The sequence below is a fragment of the Acinetobacter sp. 25-47-130 genome, from assembly GCF_056779705.1.
The window spans coordinates 259,861-278,632 of record NZ_JBWYII010000001.1 but is presented as its reverse complement, the minus strand read 5'-3'; the positions used below and the strand labels follow the sequence as shown (position 1 = coordinate 278,632).

Here is an 18,772-nt window from a genome sequence, read left to right as displayed (position 1 = left end):
CCAAGCCTAGTGTACAGGCATGACAAGTAGATGAACAATTCATGACATTTTGAAAAAGTTCATGAATAGATCGACAAATCATTGATAGCTACGTAGCGCTTTCAGGTAGAAAAAGGTTTGACTTAGGAGTCTCAGGTCTTAAAATACCGCATTCGAATTTTTTCTCATTTGCCAAAGTTATGTCGAACGATCAATTAGACCCGCAAGTTGTAGAATTAGACAACTTGAACGAGCATCGCGAAATTGTCACATTTATGCGCCGTTCATCTCCGTTGAATACTTCTCAACGAACTGCGCTTGAACAATATGGTCACTTAATTTTGGAATATCCTGTTGGTGATTTACGTCAGCAATTTGAGCATCCTGAACGTCCATTGACGGTTGAAATCGGTTTCGGTATGGGGCGCTCTCTTGTACTTATGGCAAAAGCCAATCCTGAACGCAATTATGTCGGCATTGAAGTACATGTTCCTGGCATTGCACAATGTGTATATGAAGCGGGTATGGCTGGTTTGACAAACTTACGTTTACTTGATGCGGATGCAATTCAAGTTTTGCGTGAAATGCCAGATAACAGTATCAATGCAATTCAACTTTATTTCCCCGATCCTTGGCAGAAAAAACGTCACCATAAACGTCGCTTTGTCTCACACGATCGTATGCCTTTAGTTGAAGAAAAACTTGAAATGGGTGGAACATTCCATGCTGCAACCGATTGGGAACCCTATGCAGAATGGATGTTAGATGTATTAGATAACCGCCCTCGTTTAGAAAATATGGCGGGTAAAGGTAACAGTTATCCTCGTCCTGACTGGCGTCCTCAAACTAAGTTTGAACGTCGTGGAATTGAAGAAGGCCATAAAATTAACGACTTCTTATTTAAAAAGATTCAATAATAAAAAAACAGGACTTAAGTCCTGTTTTTTTATTCTGATTGTCTTTTATAAATTTGATCACTCACCACACTATACACTTGGCTTAAATCCGTACGTCCAGCCTGCGCCAGCATCTCTTGATGCATATGGATAATGTTTTGATCACCACGCATCGCTGGACCAGTTTGCACCTGTTTTGGGGGATTTAAAGTCGCTTTTTTCGCAGTTTCCAAAATCAATGGGTACAATAAATTAAAATCGACTTTTTGTGCATCTACAAGCTGCTTAGCGACGTCATAGCAGTAGTTGGTAAAGTTACACGCGAAGACAGCTGCTAAATGCAAACTCAAGCGCTGTGTTGAGTCATATTGATAAACCTTTTGACTCAACTCTTTTGCCATTTGAATCAAGGATGCTAAATCCTGGTCGCTCATCGCTTCAACAAATATTGGCGTACTCAACCAATCAATTTGACTTTCAAAGCTAAAGGTTTGTAGTGGATAGAACACACCTGCACGCTCATGATATTGCGTGATTTTAGAGATATGGGTACTGCCAGACGTATGTACAATTAAAGCCTGAGGAAGCTGTTTTGCAACTTTTTCAGCAACTTCTTCAATTGCCTTATCACTCACCACCAATAATGCAATATCAACAGTGTCTTCGAGATCTTCAATTGCATTGCATGGTCTAGCTCTTACTAAAGCCGCCAACAAATTGGCTTTAGATTGCTCTCGACTAAACACTTGGACAATCTCATGATGCTGACTCAATACCTGAGCCAAATGATGAGCTACGCGCCCTGCTCCAATCACACTAATACGCATATCGCTTCCACATATATTCTGTATACCTAAGCATGCCGATAAAAAAAGAGCGAATCAATTCGCCCTTTTGCTATATTGTAATGAATTAATTAAACACATTGTTTAGGTACACAATTCTCTCATTTGTCTTTTGAATGAAACATTTAGAATATTGCATCTCAACATTTATTTGATTCATTTCATTGTCCCAATATTGATAATGTTGCTGATAAGTTTCGCGTTCTTTTTCTGGGATACTTTCAATTGACTTTTGAGAGACCACTTTACAATCCACGTCACGACGTTCGAACCATTCAGTTTGATCGCTCTTTAGCTGTTCTTTTTGTTCGCCGCTCAAATTATCCCAAGTTAAATTAAGTCGCTCGACAGCTCGTGTTTGCTCTTTATCTAAATCAGATTTTCTCAATTGCATGGCTTTGAGTGCCAAGGCCTTTTGTTTTTGTTGTACTGCCTCATATTCTTCGTAAGCTTTTGATTCATTCTGATTTGCTTTACGAAATGCTTCAAATTGAACAGCATATCTCGTCATACTTGCAGCAATATCTAACAATGCATTATCAGGTTGCACACTTAGCATTAAACCTTCTTTATCTGTCTTGGTAATCTCATAATTCAAAGTGCCTATGAGCTTATCTTGCCCATAACTGATATTGCCATGAACATCATTAATCCAATGTTGGAGCGTATAACTACCTTCGTCATGTTCACATTCATATTCGCAAGGTTTTTCAAGGTATGCATTTTCAGCACGACGTTGAAGCCCCTTCGGCAGGTGGATAACTAACTGGCTTGAACACGTCAGTTTGTTTGTTGCATTTGAAGGATCATTCATTGTTGTAATCGACTTGAGTTCAAATCTAAGCGATGAGTTGATTTGGGAAAGTAATTTTAAATCTGACTCATACTGATGTGTTGCTTTTAAACGACGATCTAAAATGTTGTTATATTCCTGTTGCGCAAAGCGTTCAATTTCTTTGACATTCGTAGGAGAAGTACAACTCCAATCAGCAATTTCTACATTCTGTGAGGTGTCTTTGCTTTTCTTATTCAGATCACAACCTGCAACGAAGATGGTAGAGATAATCAAAGCCAATTTAATCTTATACGTCATTTTTTATACCGCATATTTATAATTTTGACATATTTAATCAAATAAAAAACAACAACTCCATCACATTTTTATTTTTTTAAAATTTGATGCGTAAAAGCTAACGCTCAACAACCCTGTTTAATCAATGCCTAACTTAGAGTGAAAATTTTTTGCTGTAATTCAGATGTTCGACTAATCGCCATATTTGTTTCGCAATTCAATCGAAAAACTTCAGGATTATCGGCGCCTTCACTATTTAATTTACATTCTAAATTACGCTTTTTTGCCCACAGTTCTTGCTCGTATTGTATTTTTTGGCGTGCTTGAAGTGAAGCTCTACTCCATACAGAATTTAGATCTTCATTGGCTTGATCTAATTTAAGTTGTGCTTCAGCAATAAGAATGGATTGATAATCATCTGATGTTTTATTTTGCTGATTTAAAAGTGCTTGTTTCTTTTGACGATCTAACACTAAAGCCGTCAAACGTGATGGTTTTAAATGGGCATCTATTAGAACTTTTTGCATAAAACTGGTGAAATGTAGTGCATTCACCAATTGTACAGTTACTTCATGCTCTGAAATTCGTACACTATAATTTAACTCAGTAGAAATCTGATTGTTCTCAAAGTTTAATTGAGAAAGTGCAGCTGATTCTAAAACATTTGACTCTCGATTTAATGCGCGCGATACATCAGCATCCGTCAGATAATTTGATGGTAGTTCAGCAGTGACTCTTGCTGTACACATCGTCTGATCAGAGGATCTCATTTTCTTTATTTTATCAATGTTTTCAATTTTAAATTGAACTGGTTTCAAACTACGCTGTAAGAGTTGACCATCTATAATAACTTGATCATTTTCTATAATACTTTTGAGTTGAGTCGCTGAGATATTCGCGATGTCTTTATGGATGACTTGTTCGAGTTTTAATTGCACTTCAGGTTGATCACAACGATTAAAAGCATACATGATTGAATACACTTGTTGGCATCCTGACAATGCACCAACCATGCACAATGTGGTCAATGTTTTCATCCGAAGTTTCATGCTACTCCCCCAATCAAACTCAAGCTCTTGATACCAAACCTCATTGGTTTTGTTTTGATTCTTATTAAAGCTCTCAGTTAAATTTTATTAAAAAATAAAGATCTTCATAAAATATACTGAATCATGAATTATTCAATCATCCAAAATAAAAAAGGCCGATATTAATCGACCTTTAAATGATTGAATTCACATTATTTTATGAAAGCACGAATTACCTTACCTTTGACTTTTTGATTAATCAACGGTGTATTTTTACCTTGAGAAATAATAGAAGATTTATCAAGTGTCCATTCCAAATCTGGATCAACCAGCACCCATCCAGCCTGTGCTTTCCATGTCTCAGTCATTTGTGCAACAGCAGCTGGCGCACTCGTTACTTTTTCAACCCACTCTAATGGACTAAATAAACCTTCTTCAATCAATTTGATTCCAAAAGGAACATATGAATCAAAAGCAGTAAAACCTGGCAAAGTCTCTGCAAAAGGTGCCATTTTTGCAGAACTACTGAGTGGTTCATGATGCGTACAAATCGCGTCAATTACTCCAGATTTCACTCCCTGACGAAGTAACTCTTTATCAGATTCTGAACGCAAAGGTGGACGTACATGTGCCAAGGAATTGAATCCATCAATTAAAGATTCCGTAAGATGTAACTGATGCATTGCAACATCACACGTGACTGGCAATCCTTTTTCCTTCGCGATACGTATTAACTCAACCGAAGCACCACAAGACAGTAATCCGAAGTGTGCGCGGACTTTTGTCGCCTCTATCATTAATAGATATTTTGCGATCGCGACCGTTTCTGCCAAAGCAGGAATCATTGGTAAACCTTGGCGTGAAGCAATAAAGCCTTCATGCACACAGCCATCTTTCGCAATTTGAGGCTCTTCAGCATAGAATACGACAGTTAAATTCAAACCTGCAGCATATTCAAGCGTACGAAGCACCACATCGTCATTCGCAAAAGGTGCATTTGCATTTGATACAGCTGTACAACCACCTTTTTTTAAACCCGCCATATTGGCAGGTTGATTTCCTTGAAGCCCTTGTGTTTGTGCACCAATCACTTCAAGGTAAATCCCACCATCTAACATTGCCTTTTCAACAAGACCATGAATTAACGCACCATTGTCCTGAACGATAGGTTTTGAATCTGGTGGGGTAAATACATGTAAAATGCCATTTTCACGTGCTGCTTTACCTTCAGATTTCAACGTTCCATGCTGTTGTTGACCTGGCTCTCGTAAACGAGCACACAAATCAACCATCGTTGGCATCAGCCATTTGCCTTGCCCATCGATGCTCTCATGAACCTCTGAAGTCGCTTCGATGCGTTTTCCATCTTGAATAAAAATAGTTTCTATTTGATCAGTTTGAGCAATTGGATCTAGGACGCGTACATTTTCGACTTTAACAATAGACATGACTGATTCCTTATACCGCAACTGCTTCAATTAAACCTTGTTCTTGTAACTGACCCTGCATCGCCAGAGCGAGAACTGCCATACGCACCGCAATACCATTGGTCACCTGATTCAAAATCACTGATTGAGGACCATCTGCAATACTTGAATCAATCTCAACACCACGATTCATCGGCCCTGGATGCATCACGATACAATCAGGTTTGGCCAAAGCCAAACGCTCTTTGTTCAAACCATACATTTTGTAAAATTCAGCTTGTGAAGATAATGCAGGAGAATCAATACGTTCATTTTGAATACGTAAAGTAATGATGACATCACAATCCTTAATCCCAGCTTCCATATTGTTAAATAGGCGAACACCTTCACCATATTCATCAAAGCCATAAGGAAGTAACGTATTCGGCGCAATCACACGAATATCTTTACAACCTAATGTTTGCAATGCAGCCACATCAGAACGTGCAACACGTGAATGTTTAATATCCCCAATGATCGCAATGGAAATATCTTCAAATTTTTTATTGGTTTCACGGCGAATTGTAAGCATATCCAACATTGCTTGAGTTGGATGCGCATGACGTCCATCACCCGCGTTGATAATGGCAACAGTTGGACAAACATCCTTCGCAATAAAATGTGCAGCACCTGATGAAGAATGTCGAACCACAAAGATATCGGCCGCCATTGCTTCTAAATTCCACAGTGTATCTCTCAGTGTTTCGCCTTTTGAAGTACTTGAGCGAGCAATATCAATATTGAGTACGTTGGCAGAAAGACGTTTTGCCGCTGCTTCAAATGTCGTTCGTGTACGTGTCGAATTTTCGAAAAACAGATTCATTACCGTTTTGCCTTCAAGCAAATTATTGGTAATGAGCTGATTTTGGTCATTAAAAAAGGACTGTGCAGTGTCCAATATTTTTGTAAGAGTTTCTTTTGAAAGGCCTTCGATGGTGAGGAAGTGTTTGAGATTCCCATCTTGGTTGAGTTGAATCTGGCTCGGTGTATGCAATGCAGCGAAGTGCATGAGAGATTCCTTATACGTTAAGTCAACGTATTATACAGATTCTAAAATGATTTGGCAGTGACCCACACCGCAGCTGATCAATAACTAACTTAATCACGACTTATGGTGTTTCATAAAAATTTTCAAAAACTTAATTTAACCAAAAGCATTTGATTGAAATCGTCTAAATCCTTAAAAATAAGGCTCATAACTCCTAGATAAAAGCTTGTTTATCTTTATTTTCATACATATATTCAATCAAATTTCCCTGAAATAGTGAGTTAGATTTTAAAAATAGAAATTTCAACAAATGATCTACTCATGGTTTTATGGATATGTTAAAAAATGAGTGAGACACATCTGTATAGCAATCACGATTAAAAGACTTCCCATCACCCTATTCAAAATTCTTGCTCGATTTGCCACATTAAGAAACTGAGCCAATTTTTCCCCTGCATATCCCCAAAGCCATAAAGAGACATAGCAGACCATAAAATAAATCAAAACAAAAAGCGCTAAATAAACACTATTCTCTGAAGCTGAAAATAGGGCTGTACCTGAAACGGCGGCAATCCAAGCTTTTGGATTCAGCCACTGCATTAACGCACCTTGCGTAAAATTTGGAATCTTCTCTAGATCTTTGTGATCTGTTCGATTTTTTTCGCCTTTAGCGCTTAAAATATTCCAGCCAATCCAAACCAATAGAGCCGTTCCTAACAGCGTAATAGCATCCAAAAGAACCGGATACGATAAAATAATCTGATATAGACCAAAGCAAACTGCTGCAAGTAAAGCAGTAAATCCAATGGTTGCACCTGAAATAAAAGCAAAAGTTTTTCGAACACCAAAGTTCATACTGCTACTGAGAATAGTTAAATTAACAGGTCCAGGAGAGATAGACATCGATAATGAAAAAGTAAACATAGAGAAAATTAAAGCCAGCATATTTTTATCTTTTAGTGTTTTTAGTTTTATGAGGCTATATCAACCAGTTTCAATCAATCTTTAAATTTAAATTATTTTTAAAATGGTTGTATCAGCGCATTAAAGCAGTTTTAAAATCAAAAATAAGTTAAAATACGCGATTGCTTTATTTGTCTTTGGGAATGTTCATGAATTCTAAACCTCGTCTTTCTACATATTGGGTTACCTGTGCAGATGGGCTTGAAACCTTACTTCAAGAAGAAATTGAAGGTTTAGGAGTACAAAACGTTGAACGTTTCCCTGGGCGATTGGTTTTCAAAGGTCAATTGGCTGATGCCTACCGGATTTGTATGTGGTCTCGTCTTGCATCACGTGTTTTGACGCCTATCCATACGTTTGAAGTTGAATTTACTCACGATGCACGCGATGTAGCTGAAGAACTCTACGAAGGTGCAAATAGTTTTGACTGGTCGCTTATTTTTGCACCTCAAAGTACATTTGCTGTGCGTTTACATGTTGAACGTGAGATCAAGGTCAATAGCCAATTCGCCACATTACGTGTAAAAGACGGTATCGTAGATTCCTTCATGGAGGCTGTCGGTAAACGTCCAAGCATCGATATCAAACAACCAGAAATTACCATTTATGCTTTGGCTGGTAAGAAAGAACATACTTTTTGTTTAGATTTGTCTGGTGATTCATTGCATAAACGTGGCTATCGCCACTATATGACTGATGCACCCATCAAAGAAAACTTGGCTGCAGCCATCCTTCAACATGCAAAATTAATTGAAAAGAATCCAGATATTGTTCTTGATCCAATGTGTGGTTCAGGAACATTCATTATTGAAGCTTTGATGATGTTAACTGACCGCGCGCCTGGTTTGGTTCGTCGTTTCGGCTTTAATGGCTGGAATGGTCATGATCATGATCTTTGGATGCAAATTAAAGGTGAAGCTGCGGAACGTCACAAAGTTGCCTTAGAAAAACCGCTTCCAAAATTCTATGCCTTTGACGCAGATTGGGAAGCAGTAAAAGCAACCAAAAATAATATCCGCGCTGCAGGATTTGAGGCATTGCTCGATCAAATTCAAATCGAAGAGCGCACCCTTTCTGATTGGCCAGATTTTAAAGCAGAAGGTAAATCTGTGGTCGTTGTCACCAACCCACCTTATGGTGAGCGTCTTGGGGATAAAGGCTCTAGCCGTTCATTCTATCTTGGTCTATCTGGCTTACTTCAAAAGAACTTTGCCAACCAAACTGCCGCAGTTATTGCAGCTCAAATTGAACAAGCAGACGTGTTAGCATTTAGCGAAACTCAAACGCTTCGCTTAATGAATGGTAAGCTGCCTATTTATATTCGCTCGGGCAAGATTAAGCCACCTGTTGTGACACAACCTTTCTTAGCCAATTGGCAACCACTTCAATTCGATAAAATTGAAGGTGCTGAAGATTTTACAAATCGCCTGCAAAAGAATATGCAGAATTTGAAAAAATGGGCAGTAAAAGAAAATATCTATTGTTTGCGAATTTATGATGCTGATCTACCAGACTTCAATGTCGCTGTAGATCTATATGGTGACCGACTGCATGTTCAAGAATATGCCCCACCAAAATCAATCGATCCTGAAAAAGCGAAAAAACGTTTTAATCTTGCTTTGCAAGCAATCCGTGCTGTCACAGGTTTGGGCCGTGATGCCATTTTTATCAAGACTCGTGCTCGTCAGGAAGGTAAAAACCAATACACCAAACAAAGTACTGCCTCTAAACGCTTTATCGTTCAAGAAGGCAAAGCGAAAATTTTGGTTAACCTCACAGATTATTTGGATACTGGCCTTTTCCTCGATCATCGCCAAATTCGCTTACGCATCGCTGCTGAAGCGAAAGGTAAACATTTCCTTAATCTATATAGTTATACCTCAACTGCAAGTTTACATGCTGCGTTAGGTGGTGCTGCGAGCACGACCAGTGTCGACCTTTCAAATACTTATTTGAACTGGTCTAAAGAAAACTTTGTCTTAAATGGTTTAACGGTTGATCATGCCGACCAACAACACCAGTTCTTTGCCAGTGATTGTTTTGAATGGTTAAAAGAAGGTCATGAACAATATGACTTAATCTTTATCGATCCGCCAACGTTCTCGAACTCTAAAAAATTCCATGGTACGTTTGACGTTCAACGTGATCACTTATCCCTGATTAAGCGTGCAATGAATCGTTTAACCACTGGTGGTACACTGTATTTCTCAAATAACTATCGTGGTTTTGAATTAGATGACGAAATCAAAGCTTTCTATGACATTGAAGAACTCACCCATGAAACAATTGGTCTAGACTTTAAACGTAATACTAAAATTCATCGTTCATGGAAAATTAGACACCTTCAAGCCTAATGACTAGAGAGCTTGACCAATAAAAAAAGGGCAATTCGTTTGCCCTTTTTTATTTTCTTAAATTTTTTGAAGGTGAATATTCCTTTGTCACAATAATGGTTGGATCTGTTGAAACATAGACAGTACGTGGTAGCGTATCATAAGGATAATACGTCAGTGGTTTAATGGTTTTGCTAATCTGCTCAGGATCTGCTTTTTTGCTCAATTCAAAATCAGAAACTGCATTTGAAACCAATTGCTTCTGATTAAATTCTTCTGCTTGAGTCTGAGCCAAATATTGTTGATTTTGTATTTGTACCTCAGCGCTCTGTGATACTGCTTTTTTTAATTCTTGTACTAAATTTTCATTCAAATTCTGATCAATCACTTGCTGTTCGATGAGTTCAGATTCATCTAATTGCTGTGCAGTTGCCCATTGGAAACCACACATCAGCATGCTAGAAATTAAAATTGACCGTCGAAAAGTAACACTTATAAATTCCATTTTTTATCTCGAGAATTATTATTGTAATTTTATTTATATATTTATTAATTACAGCTAATCAAGTGCGTTCACCCGCATTCCGATGAACGCACCATATTCTTAAATACGACTCACTTCAAAGTAAGAGTATTTAGAACGATCAATCACGTCATAGGGTTTACTTTCATAACTATGAAGCGTGTGAACTGCTTTCATTTTATGTGATGAACACTGCTCTAGAACTTGCTTACGTGGGTCATTCTCAACCACAGTCACACAAAATGATGTTTTACCCTGAGCCTTCACTAATGTGTTGACATTGGTCAGCATAAACTTTAGTACGTCTAACGCACTTGGATCACAGAGGAAACTATGCGTCATGAGATAATCAAAGGATTGCCCTTCTTTGGGAAGCGTTAACTGTCCAGTAATACGAGCATAAGTGTTATAGACAGGTTTTAACAGTTTTAACGTTGTAGAATAACTCGCCACTTTAGTTTGTTTGAAATCTTTTTGATCCCACAAACCAAATAAACCTACGATTTTATGATCTGAATTGAGCACTAAATGAAAGTCTTCTAATCTCAGCCCATACCAAAAAGGATGATTAGCTTCCAATAACTGTCTAAAGTCATAATCAGGTAAAAAATTATAATGGGAAGCCATTTCTTGTATAAAACCATTGACCGCATCAATCTTATCTATGGTCATTGTTTCAAGGCGAAGTTCAGCAAACTGCTTAAACTTAGGCACCTTAGAAATGGTAAAAGTGGTCATCGAATCAAAGATATAAGGTAAAGCATATCCTTCTCTTTCACGATGCATCATATTACGAGCTACTTTATTATCTTCTAAAATCACACTTTGAAAGATAATTTCACGAGGGAAACATTCAAAAATGTATTCCATAAATACATTAAACGCTTTTTTACCCCGAGCTGTAAGTTTGATTCGTAAATCTGATACATAGCGTAATTGTTCAGTGACGCCATTGATCCAATACGATTTCCAACCGATGTTCATCATGGCAATAATTTGATCAGGCTGATCTTGATGTACGACAACCAAAATTTCAGGCTTATTATATTGTGCATGTGTAGCCCGAAAATAACTCGGTTTCCGCTCAAATGAAATCACCATACCGTTACTCGGCATACTTTCAGAAATCAGCTCAATCAATTGAGGATCATCTTGCTCCGCAGCATAACGTAGATAAAATTCAGGCGAGGTTTTTGATCGATATAGTAAATTTTGCTCTGTCATTTTTAAATTCTTAAATAAATTTCATTTTCTTCAACGGTTCTGGCTTGATATTCCCCTCAATCATGCCATTGCGCATTGCGATTGTCTTATATTCATGCCATGCATCTTCCACATGCATCACGTGTGCTTCATCCAATTGCCCTAAATTACGTGCCAATTCATAGTGAAAATTTTGTTTTAGCAATTGATCTAACTGTTGATCGGACGGCTGCCCACTCACACTACCCTCAGAAAGCAAAACATAATAAGGTTTCGATTCGGTCTGTTCTATACCGAGTAAACTAATGGGTAAAAAACCGTTTTGTTTAAATGTATCGATCACACTCAAAGCAACAGATTGATCAATCTTTTCTCCAACCAAATCAACTGTCATCTTTCGACCGAGAAATTTAAAGCACGGAATGCCCTGATAAAAAGAATCAACCAATAATTCATCATCAATAATGTAGCGTTTTAGGCCAGACCCTGTCGTAATAATCGGACTCACGATTTGACCTGGTTTAAGCTGCCAAGCAGGGAAAATTTGCTGAGTATCTAAATCTTGAAACTCATAAAAATGAGCTTGATACATCAAGGGATAATGATCATCTAAAGGTATAGTCACTACGCCTTCAGTGGCCCAAAGCCCTTTACCTTCAAAACTTACACCCTTAATTTTGGTTTTTAAAATTTGTGCCCAGTGCTGAGCGCTTGCGGTATCCCAAGATGAAATTAAAAATAGCTTTGGCCACAATTTTTTCCAACAAGTCGGATCTTCCAAATCTAATTGTTCTAGAATCTGGCTACGTTTTACTGATTTTTTGATTTTTAAAAAATCTAAACTTTGACGACTCCACTGACCAGTCGATAAAACCTCAACGATTTCACTCTTATTTTCTTGGATAATTTCGATCAGTTGCAGTGCAAAAGTTGGGCTCCACACTGAAATCATGCCGAGATTTTCATCTCTGACTAAATATACAGCCGTAGCGAACATCGCATCTTCAGCAGTTTCTGCCAAAGCAATGTCAGCAGGGACTGCTTGCGTAATTTGAGTTAAAATTCGTTTTGAAAAAGAAAGTAAGGCACTATCATCATTTAAATTATGAGTGGTCGTCAGTTGACGCTGGCTTTCAGGCAACCAAGATACAGACCAATAGTGTGTTGTACGTTTTAGTTCAGGATAACGACGATATAAACTCGTGAGCCATAAACCAATCGCCTGATCTATTTCACTTAAAAATTGTTGGGTATAAGGAATAAATTTGAGTGCTTCACTTGAACCACTTGTAGGCTGGAATCGGATAATTTTACTTTTATTAAGTAAATTTACGCCTTGATTACGTGATGCTTCAACTTTCTGCTTCCAATCAGCATAACGTGTTACTGGAAAGTGTTGAGCAAACGACTCATATTCCATCTTTGGATCATCACATATAACTTTTAATTTATCACGCTGAACTTTTTCCAATTGATCAGCGTATTGATAAAAGTCTTTAAATGATTTTTTACAGGCCAAATTTAAAACTTGATGAGCTGCAAATATCACAGACATTAGGCCACCTTAGAATCTTGATCTTGATCTTTGGTTTGAGCCGATTTAGATAATTTATCTTTATTCAGATTCGACTTATTTTTTTTGAGCGATGATTTTTTCACAAACCTTACCGCTGTTTGCAAAATATCAACCCAACGCAGCTCACCAATACACGGTAATTCAGTACCTTGAACCCAAGATGGATTGCATTCCTCAAAAAACTCGATTTTACGATTTTTCTGGCGCATTTCTTCTGTTATTGGGGCCACATCAGGTTTCAGACACTGATAGTTTTCTCCAAAATCAATCAGCTTTGATTCATCATCATAGTATTCTGCAAAATACTCACGACAATACGCTTCAACATAATCTTTTAAATATTCATCTTTATTTTCTGGATTTGGATAATAGTGATAATAATTATTTGCAAGAAGTAAGTAGGTCTTAAAGCCCTTTGAGATCAGCATCCAATAGATCGGTACACCCGTATGACGTAATTTGAAGGTCATTACATAACGAAACATCGCACGTTGTAATGCTCGACTACCCCAATACGCCTCCTCAATAATGGTATCACCACTAAAAAAAGCATGGGCAGTTTTACCATTCACGGTAAAATTTCGCTCCATTACAGTTGAGAAACCCACTAAAAAATCTTTTTTGGGTTCTCGAATGATAAACACACCAGTCTTTTCCAGAAGGTCTCTTTCAAAAATTTCAAAGACTGTATTTGAATAATAGTTACTGTAAATATTGAACATCTTTTCAATATCACGGGGTTTTAAATCTTTTACCTTAACAAACTCACTATAAGGTTCTTTTTTTAATTTTCGGAGTCGTTTTAATTCTAGCATATTGATCCCATTAAGCTAAACAATGAATTCCTTTTGTGAATCAATAAACAAATTAAACATTTATTCACAAAAATATTGAGTGCAATCTTATACTTAATAGATTTGAGTAGCAATTTTATTAAAAAATAAATTTATTATTTTTAAATCACTTAAATTAAAAAAAAACCTGAACGAATTCAGGTTTTCTAAGTTTGTTTATTAAATTCTAATTTAATTTAAGTTTACTAAAACTCAAATTTCCATCAGTGCTTTGTATAACAATTGTATCTCCTGGCAAAAATTCTCCCGCCAAGATTTTTTGAGCCAATGTATTTTCAACCTTTTGTTGAATAGCACGTTTGAGTGGTCGAGCCCCATAGATTGGGTCATATCCTGCCTCAATTAATTCATCGAAAGCAGTGTCATCTACAGTCAAACTTAAATCACGATCAGCCAAACGAGCACGTAAGCGATCTAACTGAATATCCGCGATACCTCGAATCTGCGATTTTTTCAGTGCATGGAAGATTACAAGTTCATCAATTCGGTTAATAAACTCTGGTCTAAAATGCTCAGAAACAGCAGCCATCACAACACTGCGTACATCTTGTTCCGTCGCCATGTCACCTAATTCGCGCACTTCATTTGAACCTAAGTTTGAAGTCATGACGATCACTGTATTTTTAAAATCCACCACACGCCCTTGCGAATCAGTCAAGCGACCATCGTCAAGTACCTGAAGCAGAATGTTAAATACATCTGGATGAGCCTTCTCTACTTCATCAAATAACACCACGCTATAAGGCTTACGGCGTACTGCTTCAGTTAGCACACCACCCTCTTCATAACCAACATAACCAGGAGGCGCTCCCACCAAACGACTAACAGAATGTTTCTCCATAAATTCAGACATATCGATACGGATCATGGCATCGTCACTGTCAAATAAGAAGTTTGCTAAAGCTTTAGTTAACTCAGTTTTACCGACACCTGTTGGACCTAAAAATAAGAATGAACCACTTGGGCGATTTGGATCTGAAAGTCCAGCACGTGAGCGTCGTACAGCATTAGAAACTGCAACTACCGCTTCATCTTGGCCTACGACGCGGTTATGTAAAAATGTTTCCATACTGAGTAATTTTTCACGCTCACCCTGTAGCATTTTTGCTACAGGAATTCCTGTAGCTGCACTTACAACTTCGGCAATTTCATTGTCCGTCACTTTATTACGCAATAATTTAGGTTCAACTTTCTCTTCAGATGCTTCTTCACTGAGTCGTTTCTCCAAATCAGGAATTACTCCATATTGAAGTCGTGCCATTTCAGCTAGATCATTTTCACGTTGTGCCTTTTGCATCGCGATACGTGCTTGATCAAGCTCCGCCTGAGTTTGTTGATCGCCTTGGACCAAACGTTTTTCAGAAATCCACACTTCTTCAAGATCGCTGTATTCCTTCTCTACTTCAGCAATTTGTTTTTCTAAGTGTGAAACTTCAGCTTTACTTCCTGCATCTTCATCTTTTTTTACAGCCTCAAGCTGTAATTTCAGTTGAATAAGACGACGTTCTAATTTATCTAGAGACTCAGGTTTTGAATCAAGCTCCATCTTAATTCGAGATGCCGCTTCATCAATCAAATCAATCGCTTTATCTGGTAGTTGACGATCTGTAATGTATCGATGCGACATTTTAGCTGCAGCAATGATGGCAGAATCTAAGATTTTAACACCATGATGTACTTCATAGCGCTCTTTTAATCCACGTAAAATCGCAATCGTGTCTTCAACACTAGGCTCATCAACCAATACTTTTTGGAAACGACGTTCAAGTGCTGCATCTTTTTCAATGAATTGTCGATATTCATCTAATGTTGTAGCACCTACACAACGTAATTCTCCACGTGCTAAAGCAGGCTTCAACATGTTACCTGCATCCATTGCACCGTCGCCTTTACCTGCACCGACTAGAGTATGCAACTCATCGATAAAGAGGATAATTTCACCATCATGTTTAGCAAGATCTTTTAATACAGCTTTTAAGCGCTCTTCAAATTCACCACGATATTTTGCACCAGCTAAAAGCGATCCAAGATCAAGTGATAAGACACGTTTATTTTTTAAACTTTCAGGCACTTCTCCATTAACGATACGCTGTGCTAAACCCTCAACAATGGCAGTTTTACCAACACCCGGCTCACCAATCAAAACAGGATTATTTTTTGTACGGCGTGATAAAACTTGGACTGTTCGACGAATTTCATCATCTCGCCCAATCACTGGATCAAGCTTGCCAGAAAGTGCTCGCTCAGTGAGATCAATGGTGTATTTGTTTAATGAATCACGTTGATCTTCATGATTGTTACTCATGACTTTTTCATCACCTCGAACTTTAGTTATCGCCGCTTTTAAACCTGCAGATTGAACACCAACCGCATTTAAAATAGTTTTGGTTGCACCTGTTTCTGCTAAACCAAGTAACACCCAATCTGTTGAAAGAAACTCATCACCCGATTTTTGTGCATAACTATCTGCTAAGTTAAGCGCTTTAACCGCATCTGGACTCAGATTAATATCACCAGTTGGATGAGCAAGTGTTGGTGCATCATCAAGCGCCTGTTGCAACTTTGTGCTTAATTCTCGTAAATTCGCCCCTGCCTGCTGCAACAAACTCATATTTGATGGCTCTTCAAGCAGGGTCGATAGTATATGGATGCCTTCAATCGCTGTATGATCCTTGCCCATTGCTAAAGATTGCGCATCAGATAAGGCTTGCTGTAAGCGATTTGTAAATTTTTCAAAACGCATTATTATTTTCCTCACAACAAATTTGGTACTTGCTTAGTTAATGGGTGAGAAGCGTCATATTTCAAGTCGGTTTTTTAATTATTTTCTTATATTTCAATTATTTAAAAAATAAAGATAGATTATAATTATAATATTTGTGCTGCTCATACATTTTTCAATACCACTTCACAATTTTTTCATGGTGATTATGATATTTATCTAATATTCACTAGATATGACAAAGAAAATATATTCTCAGTAAACGGTCATTATTGTTCTCAAATCATCACATAGGAGTACGACGAACTTATATCGACTTAATCGGTACATGTTGTGCAAAATCATTCAATATGAATTTATAAGATAAACAATTAATTTTATATTTATTTAAAGAATATAGATAAAACTTATAATAATCACCGTTTTCCATAAACGGATGATTTAATCATTCAGGCATACTTACATGAATCATTTTATAAATCTCTCAGAAAATAAAGTCCATCAAGATAAAATTAAATTTATTTTATCTGAAGCAAAAAAAAATGTAGAAGATCATACACTCCTCTTTGCAGGCTCTTTAAAACCCCAAGATGCGTGGCTTTTATTTCAATCCCAGCAAGCGATCATTATTGATGTCAGAACACATGAAGAGCGAAAATTTGTAGGTTATGTCGAACATTCAGAACATATTCCTTGGCTGACAGGCATCTCACTTGAACGTAACCCAGAGTTTTTAGAGAAGTTACAATCTTTTGTTAATGCATATGACATCATTTTGCTCATGTGCCGTAGTGGAAAGCGCTCTGCAGCAGCAGCGAGTGTGGCGTATAACGCTGGTTTCACGAACGTATACAATATCGATCAAGGTTTTGAAGGTGATTTAGACCCTAACTCACATCGTGGTACTTACAATGGCTGGCGATTTCACAATCTGCCATGGGTACAAGAGTAAAATTGATTCGCTCAACTTACATAAAAAAAGCAACCTTAAGGTTGCTTTTTTCAACTCGATAAAATCAAGCTTCGGCTTCAATGATTTCAAAATCATGTGTAATTTCAACACCGCCATCTGAAAGCATTTTACTTGCTGAGCAATATTTTTCTGCAGATAGCTCAACCGCTTTAGCAACTTGCTTTTCTTTAACTGCTTTTCCTGTAACCACAAAATGCAAATGTATCTTCGTGAAAACCGCAGGAATTGTGTCTGCCCTCTCGGCTTTCAACTGACATTGAACACCCATCACATCTTGTCTAGATTTTTTTAATATGGTCACAATATCAAACGAAGCACACCCACCAAGCCCCATTAATATAAGTTCCATCGGACGTGGACCACGGTTTTCACCACCGTAAGCTTCAGCACCATCCATGATAATTTGGTGACCGCTTTCAGATTTTGCTTCAAAAGCAACATTCTCTAACCAATGTACGCTAGTATGCATTGCAACTACCTAAAAAAAACTATAAATTTACTTAGGACTGTACACTAGCATATATTGAGCTGATAAGGAATTTCACCTCTTATGCTTCACGTGGCAAGTTTATTTAGGTCTAAAGATCTAGTTACTATCCAAATCGGAATTTAAAAAGCATGACTTCTAATTTTTCACAACTTAGTACAGATGCTTTGTCGCCAGGTCAATTACCTGAATCTGTCAAAGCTTTGCTCAAGCGTGCGCACATCAATAGATTTCCAAAACGAACTTCAATTATTGATGCGGGCTCAGAGTCGAAATCTCTGTATCTAATTTTAAAAGGGTCGGTTTCAATTATTTTACGTGAAGATGATGAACGTGAAATTGTGGTAGCCTATTTAAACCCAGGGGACTTTTTTGGAGAGATGGGATTATTTGAAAGTAATCCTCAGCGTACTGCAGAAGTACGTACACGTGATGTATGTGAGATTGCTGAAATTTCATATGCTAACTTCCATGAAGTAAGTAAGCAGTATCCAGATCTTAGCTATGCGGTGTTCGCACAGCTCGTTCGTCGCTTAAAAAATACAACTCGAAAAGTAACTGACCTAGCATTTATTGATGTATCGGGTCGTATTGCACGTTGTTTAATCGACTTGTCAGCTCAACCTGAAGCAATGATTCTTCCAAATGGACGCCAAATTCGTATTACTCGTCAAGAAATTGGTCGTATTGTAGGTTGTTCACGTGAAATGGTTGGTCGTGTTCTTAAAACACTTGAAGAACAAGGCATGATTGAAACTGATGGTAAAGCTATCTTAATTTTTGATTCATCATTAGAAGCAGTAAATTCTGTTGAAGAAGACTTTGACAACAATGATGATGAATAAATTTTAATCTGATCTACAT

At 37.6% G+C, this 18,772-nt stretch carries 16 protein-coding genes; 4 read left to right on the top strand and 12 right to left on the bottom strand.

The features are described 5' to 3' along the window. The first annotated feature begins 179 nt into the window (after nt 1-179). The gene (trmB, locus tag AC1M83_RS01315) at nt 180-896 is read left to right on the top strand and encodes a tRNA (guanosine(46)-N7)-methyltransferase TrmB (RefSeq protein WP_035265903.1); all 717 of its coding nucleotides are present in this window, start codon (nt 180-182) and stop codon (nt 894-896) included. A 29-nt stretch (nt 897-925) separates the two neighbouring features. Here trmB and AC1M83_RS01310 read toward each other — a convergent pair whose 3' ends face one another. The 6 genes from AC1M83_RS01310 to AC1M83_RS01285 form a co-directional block, all read right to left on the bottom strand. Further along, the gene (locus AC1M83_RS01310) at nt 926-1,702 is read right to left on the bottom strand and encodes a Rossmann-like and DUF2520 domain-containing protein (RefSeq protein WP_481589791.1); all 777 of its coding nucleotides are present in this window, start codon (nt 1,700-1,702) and stop codon (nt 926-928) included. Between the two features lie 85 nt (nt 1,703-1,787). After that, the gene (locus tag AC1M83_RS01305) at nt 1,788-2,813 is read right to left on the bottom strand and encodes a lysozyme inhibitor LprI family protein (protein WP_481589790.1); all 1,026 of its coding nucleotides are present in this window, start codon (nt 2,811-2,813) and stop codon (nt 1,788-1,790) included. A 128-nt stretch (nt 2,814-2,941) separates the two neighbouring features. Next, entirely contained in the window at nt 2,942-3,841 is a 900-nt protein-coding gene (locus tag AC1M83_RS01300; protein ID WP_481589789.1) for a lysozyme inhibitor LprI family protein, read from the bottom strand. A 191-nt stretch (nt 3,842-4,032) separates the two neighbouring features. Next, the gene (locus tag AC1M83_RS01295; RefSeq protein ID WP_481589788.1) at nt 4,033-5,268 is read right to left on the bottom strand and encodes a dihydroorotase; all 1,236 of its coding nucleotides are present in this window, start codon (nt 5,266-5,268) and stop codon (nt 4,033-4,035) included. Between the two features lie 10 nt (nt 5,269-5,278). Further along, entirely contained in the window at nt 5,279-6,295 is a 1,017-nt protein-coding gene (locus tag AC1M83_RS01290) for an aspartate carbamoyltransferase catalytic subunit (RefSeq protein ID WP_035265895.1), read from the bottom strand. 306 nt (nt 6,296-6,601) lie between these two features. Beyond that, nucleotides 6,602-7,219 (bottom strand): LysE family translocator, encoded by a 618-nt coding sequence (locus tag AC1M83_RS01285; RefSeq protein ID WP_481589787.1) that lies wholly within the window; start codon nt 7,217-7,219, stop codon nt 6,602-6,604. 167 nt (nt 7,220-7,386) lie between these two features. On the opposite strand from AC1M83_RS01285, the gene rlmKL reads away from it, so the two are divergent. Further along, nucleotides 7,387-9,591: a bifunctional 23S rRNA (guanine(2069)-N(7))-methyltransferase RlmK/23S rRNA (guanine(2445)-N(2))-methyltransferase RlmL gene (gene rlmKL / locus AC1M83_RS01280; protein WP_481589786.1), complete on the top strand. Its 2,205-nt coding sequence runs from the start codon at nt 7,387-7,389 to the stop codon at nt 9,589-9,591. 49 nt (nt 9,592-9,640) lie between these two features. On the opposite strand, the gene AC1M83_RS01275 is transcribed toward rlmKL, so the two are convergent. The 5 genes from AC1M83_RS01275 to clpB all read right to left on the bottom strand — a co-directional run bounded on the left by AC1M83_RS01275 (nt 9,641) and on the right by clpB (nt 16,469). After that, a complete protein-coding gene (locus AC1M83_RS01275; protein ID WP_481589785.1) occupies nt 9,641-10,075 on the bottom strand; it encodes a hypothetical protein in 435 nt (144 codons plus the stop codon). Nucleotides 10,076-10,174: 99 nt separating this feature from the next. Next, a complete protein-coding gene (locus tag AC1M83_RS01270) occupies nt 10,175-11,317 on the bottom strand; it encodes a GNAT family N-acetyltransferase (protein WP_481589784.1) in 1,143 nt (380 codons plus the stop codon). Nucleotides 11,318-11,327: 10 nt separating this feature from the next. Next, nucleotides 11,328-12,851: a GH3 family acyl-acid amido synthetase gene (locus AC1M83_RS01265; protein WP_481589783.1), complete on the bottom strand. Its 1,524-nt coding sequence runs from the start codon at nt 12,849-12,851 to the stop codon at nt 11,328-11,330. Next, nucleotides 12,851-13,687 carry a hypothetical protein gene (locus tag AC1M83_RS01260; RefSeq protein WP_481588431.1) on the bottom strand — a complete coding sequence of 279 codons (837 nt, stop codon included), beginning with the start codon at nt 13,685-13,687 and terminating at the stop codon, nt 12,851-12,853. The genes AC1M83_RS01265 and AC1M83_RS01260 overlap by 1 nt, the downstream gene beginning before the upstream one ends. A 205-nt stretch (nt 13,688-13,892) precedes the next feature. Continuing rightward, nucleotides 13,893-16,469, bottom strand: a complete 2,577-nt coding sequence (clpB, locus tag AC1M83_RS01255; RefSeq protein WP_481589782.1) for an ATP-dependent chaperone ClpB — start codon at nt 16,467-16,469, stop codon at nt 13,893-13,895. A gap of 442 nt (nt 16,470-16,911) precedes the next feature. Here clpB and AC1M83_RS01250 point away from each other — a divergent pair, with 442 nt between their 5' ends. Next, a complete protein-coding gene (locus AC1M83_RS01250; protein WP_035265884.1) occupies nt 16,912-17,400 on the top strand; it encodes a rhodanese-like domain-containing protein in 489 nt (162 codons plus the stop codon). 64 nt (nt 17,401-17,464) lie between these two features. Here AC1M83_RS01250 and AC1M83_RS01245 read toward each other — a convergent pair whose 3' ends face one another. Then, on the bottom strand, nt 17,465-17,890 hold the full coding sequence (locus tag AC1M83_RS01245) for an OsmC family protein (RefSeq protein WP_180027588.1): 426 nt from the start codon (nt 17,888-17,890) through the stop codon (nt 17,465-17,467). Between the two features lie 149 nt (nt 17,891-18,039). Here AC1M83_RS01245 and crp point away from each other — a divergent pair, with 149 nt between their 5' ends. After that, a complete protein-coding gene (gene crp, locus AC1M83_RS01240) occupies nt 18,040-18,753 on the top strand; it encodes a cAMP-activated global transcriptional regulator CRP (RefSeq protein ID WP_035265881.1) in 714 nt (237 codons plus the stop codon). Nucleotides 18,754-18,772 lie beyond the last annotated feature (19 nt).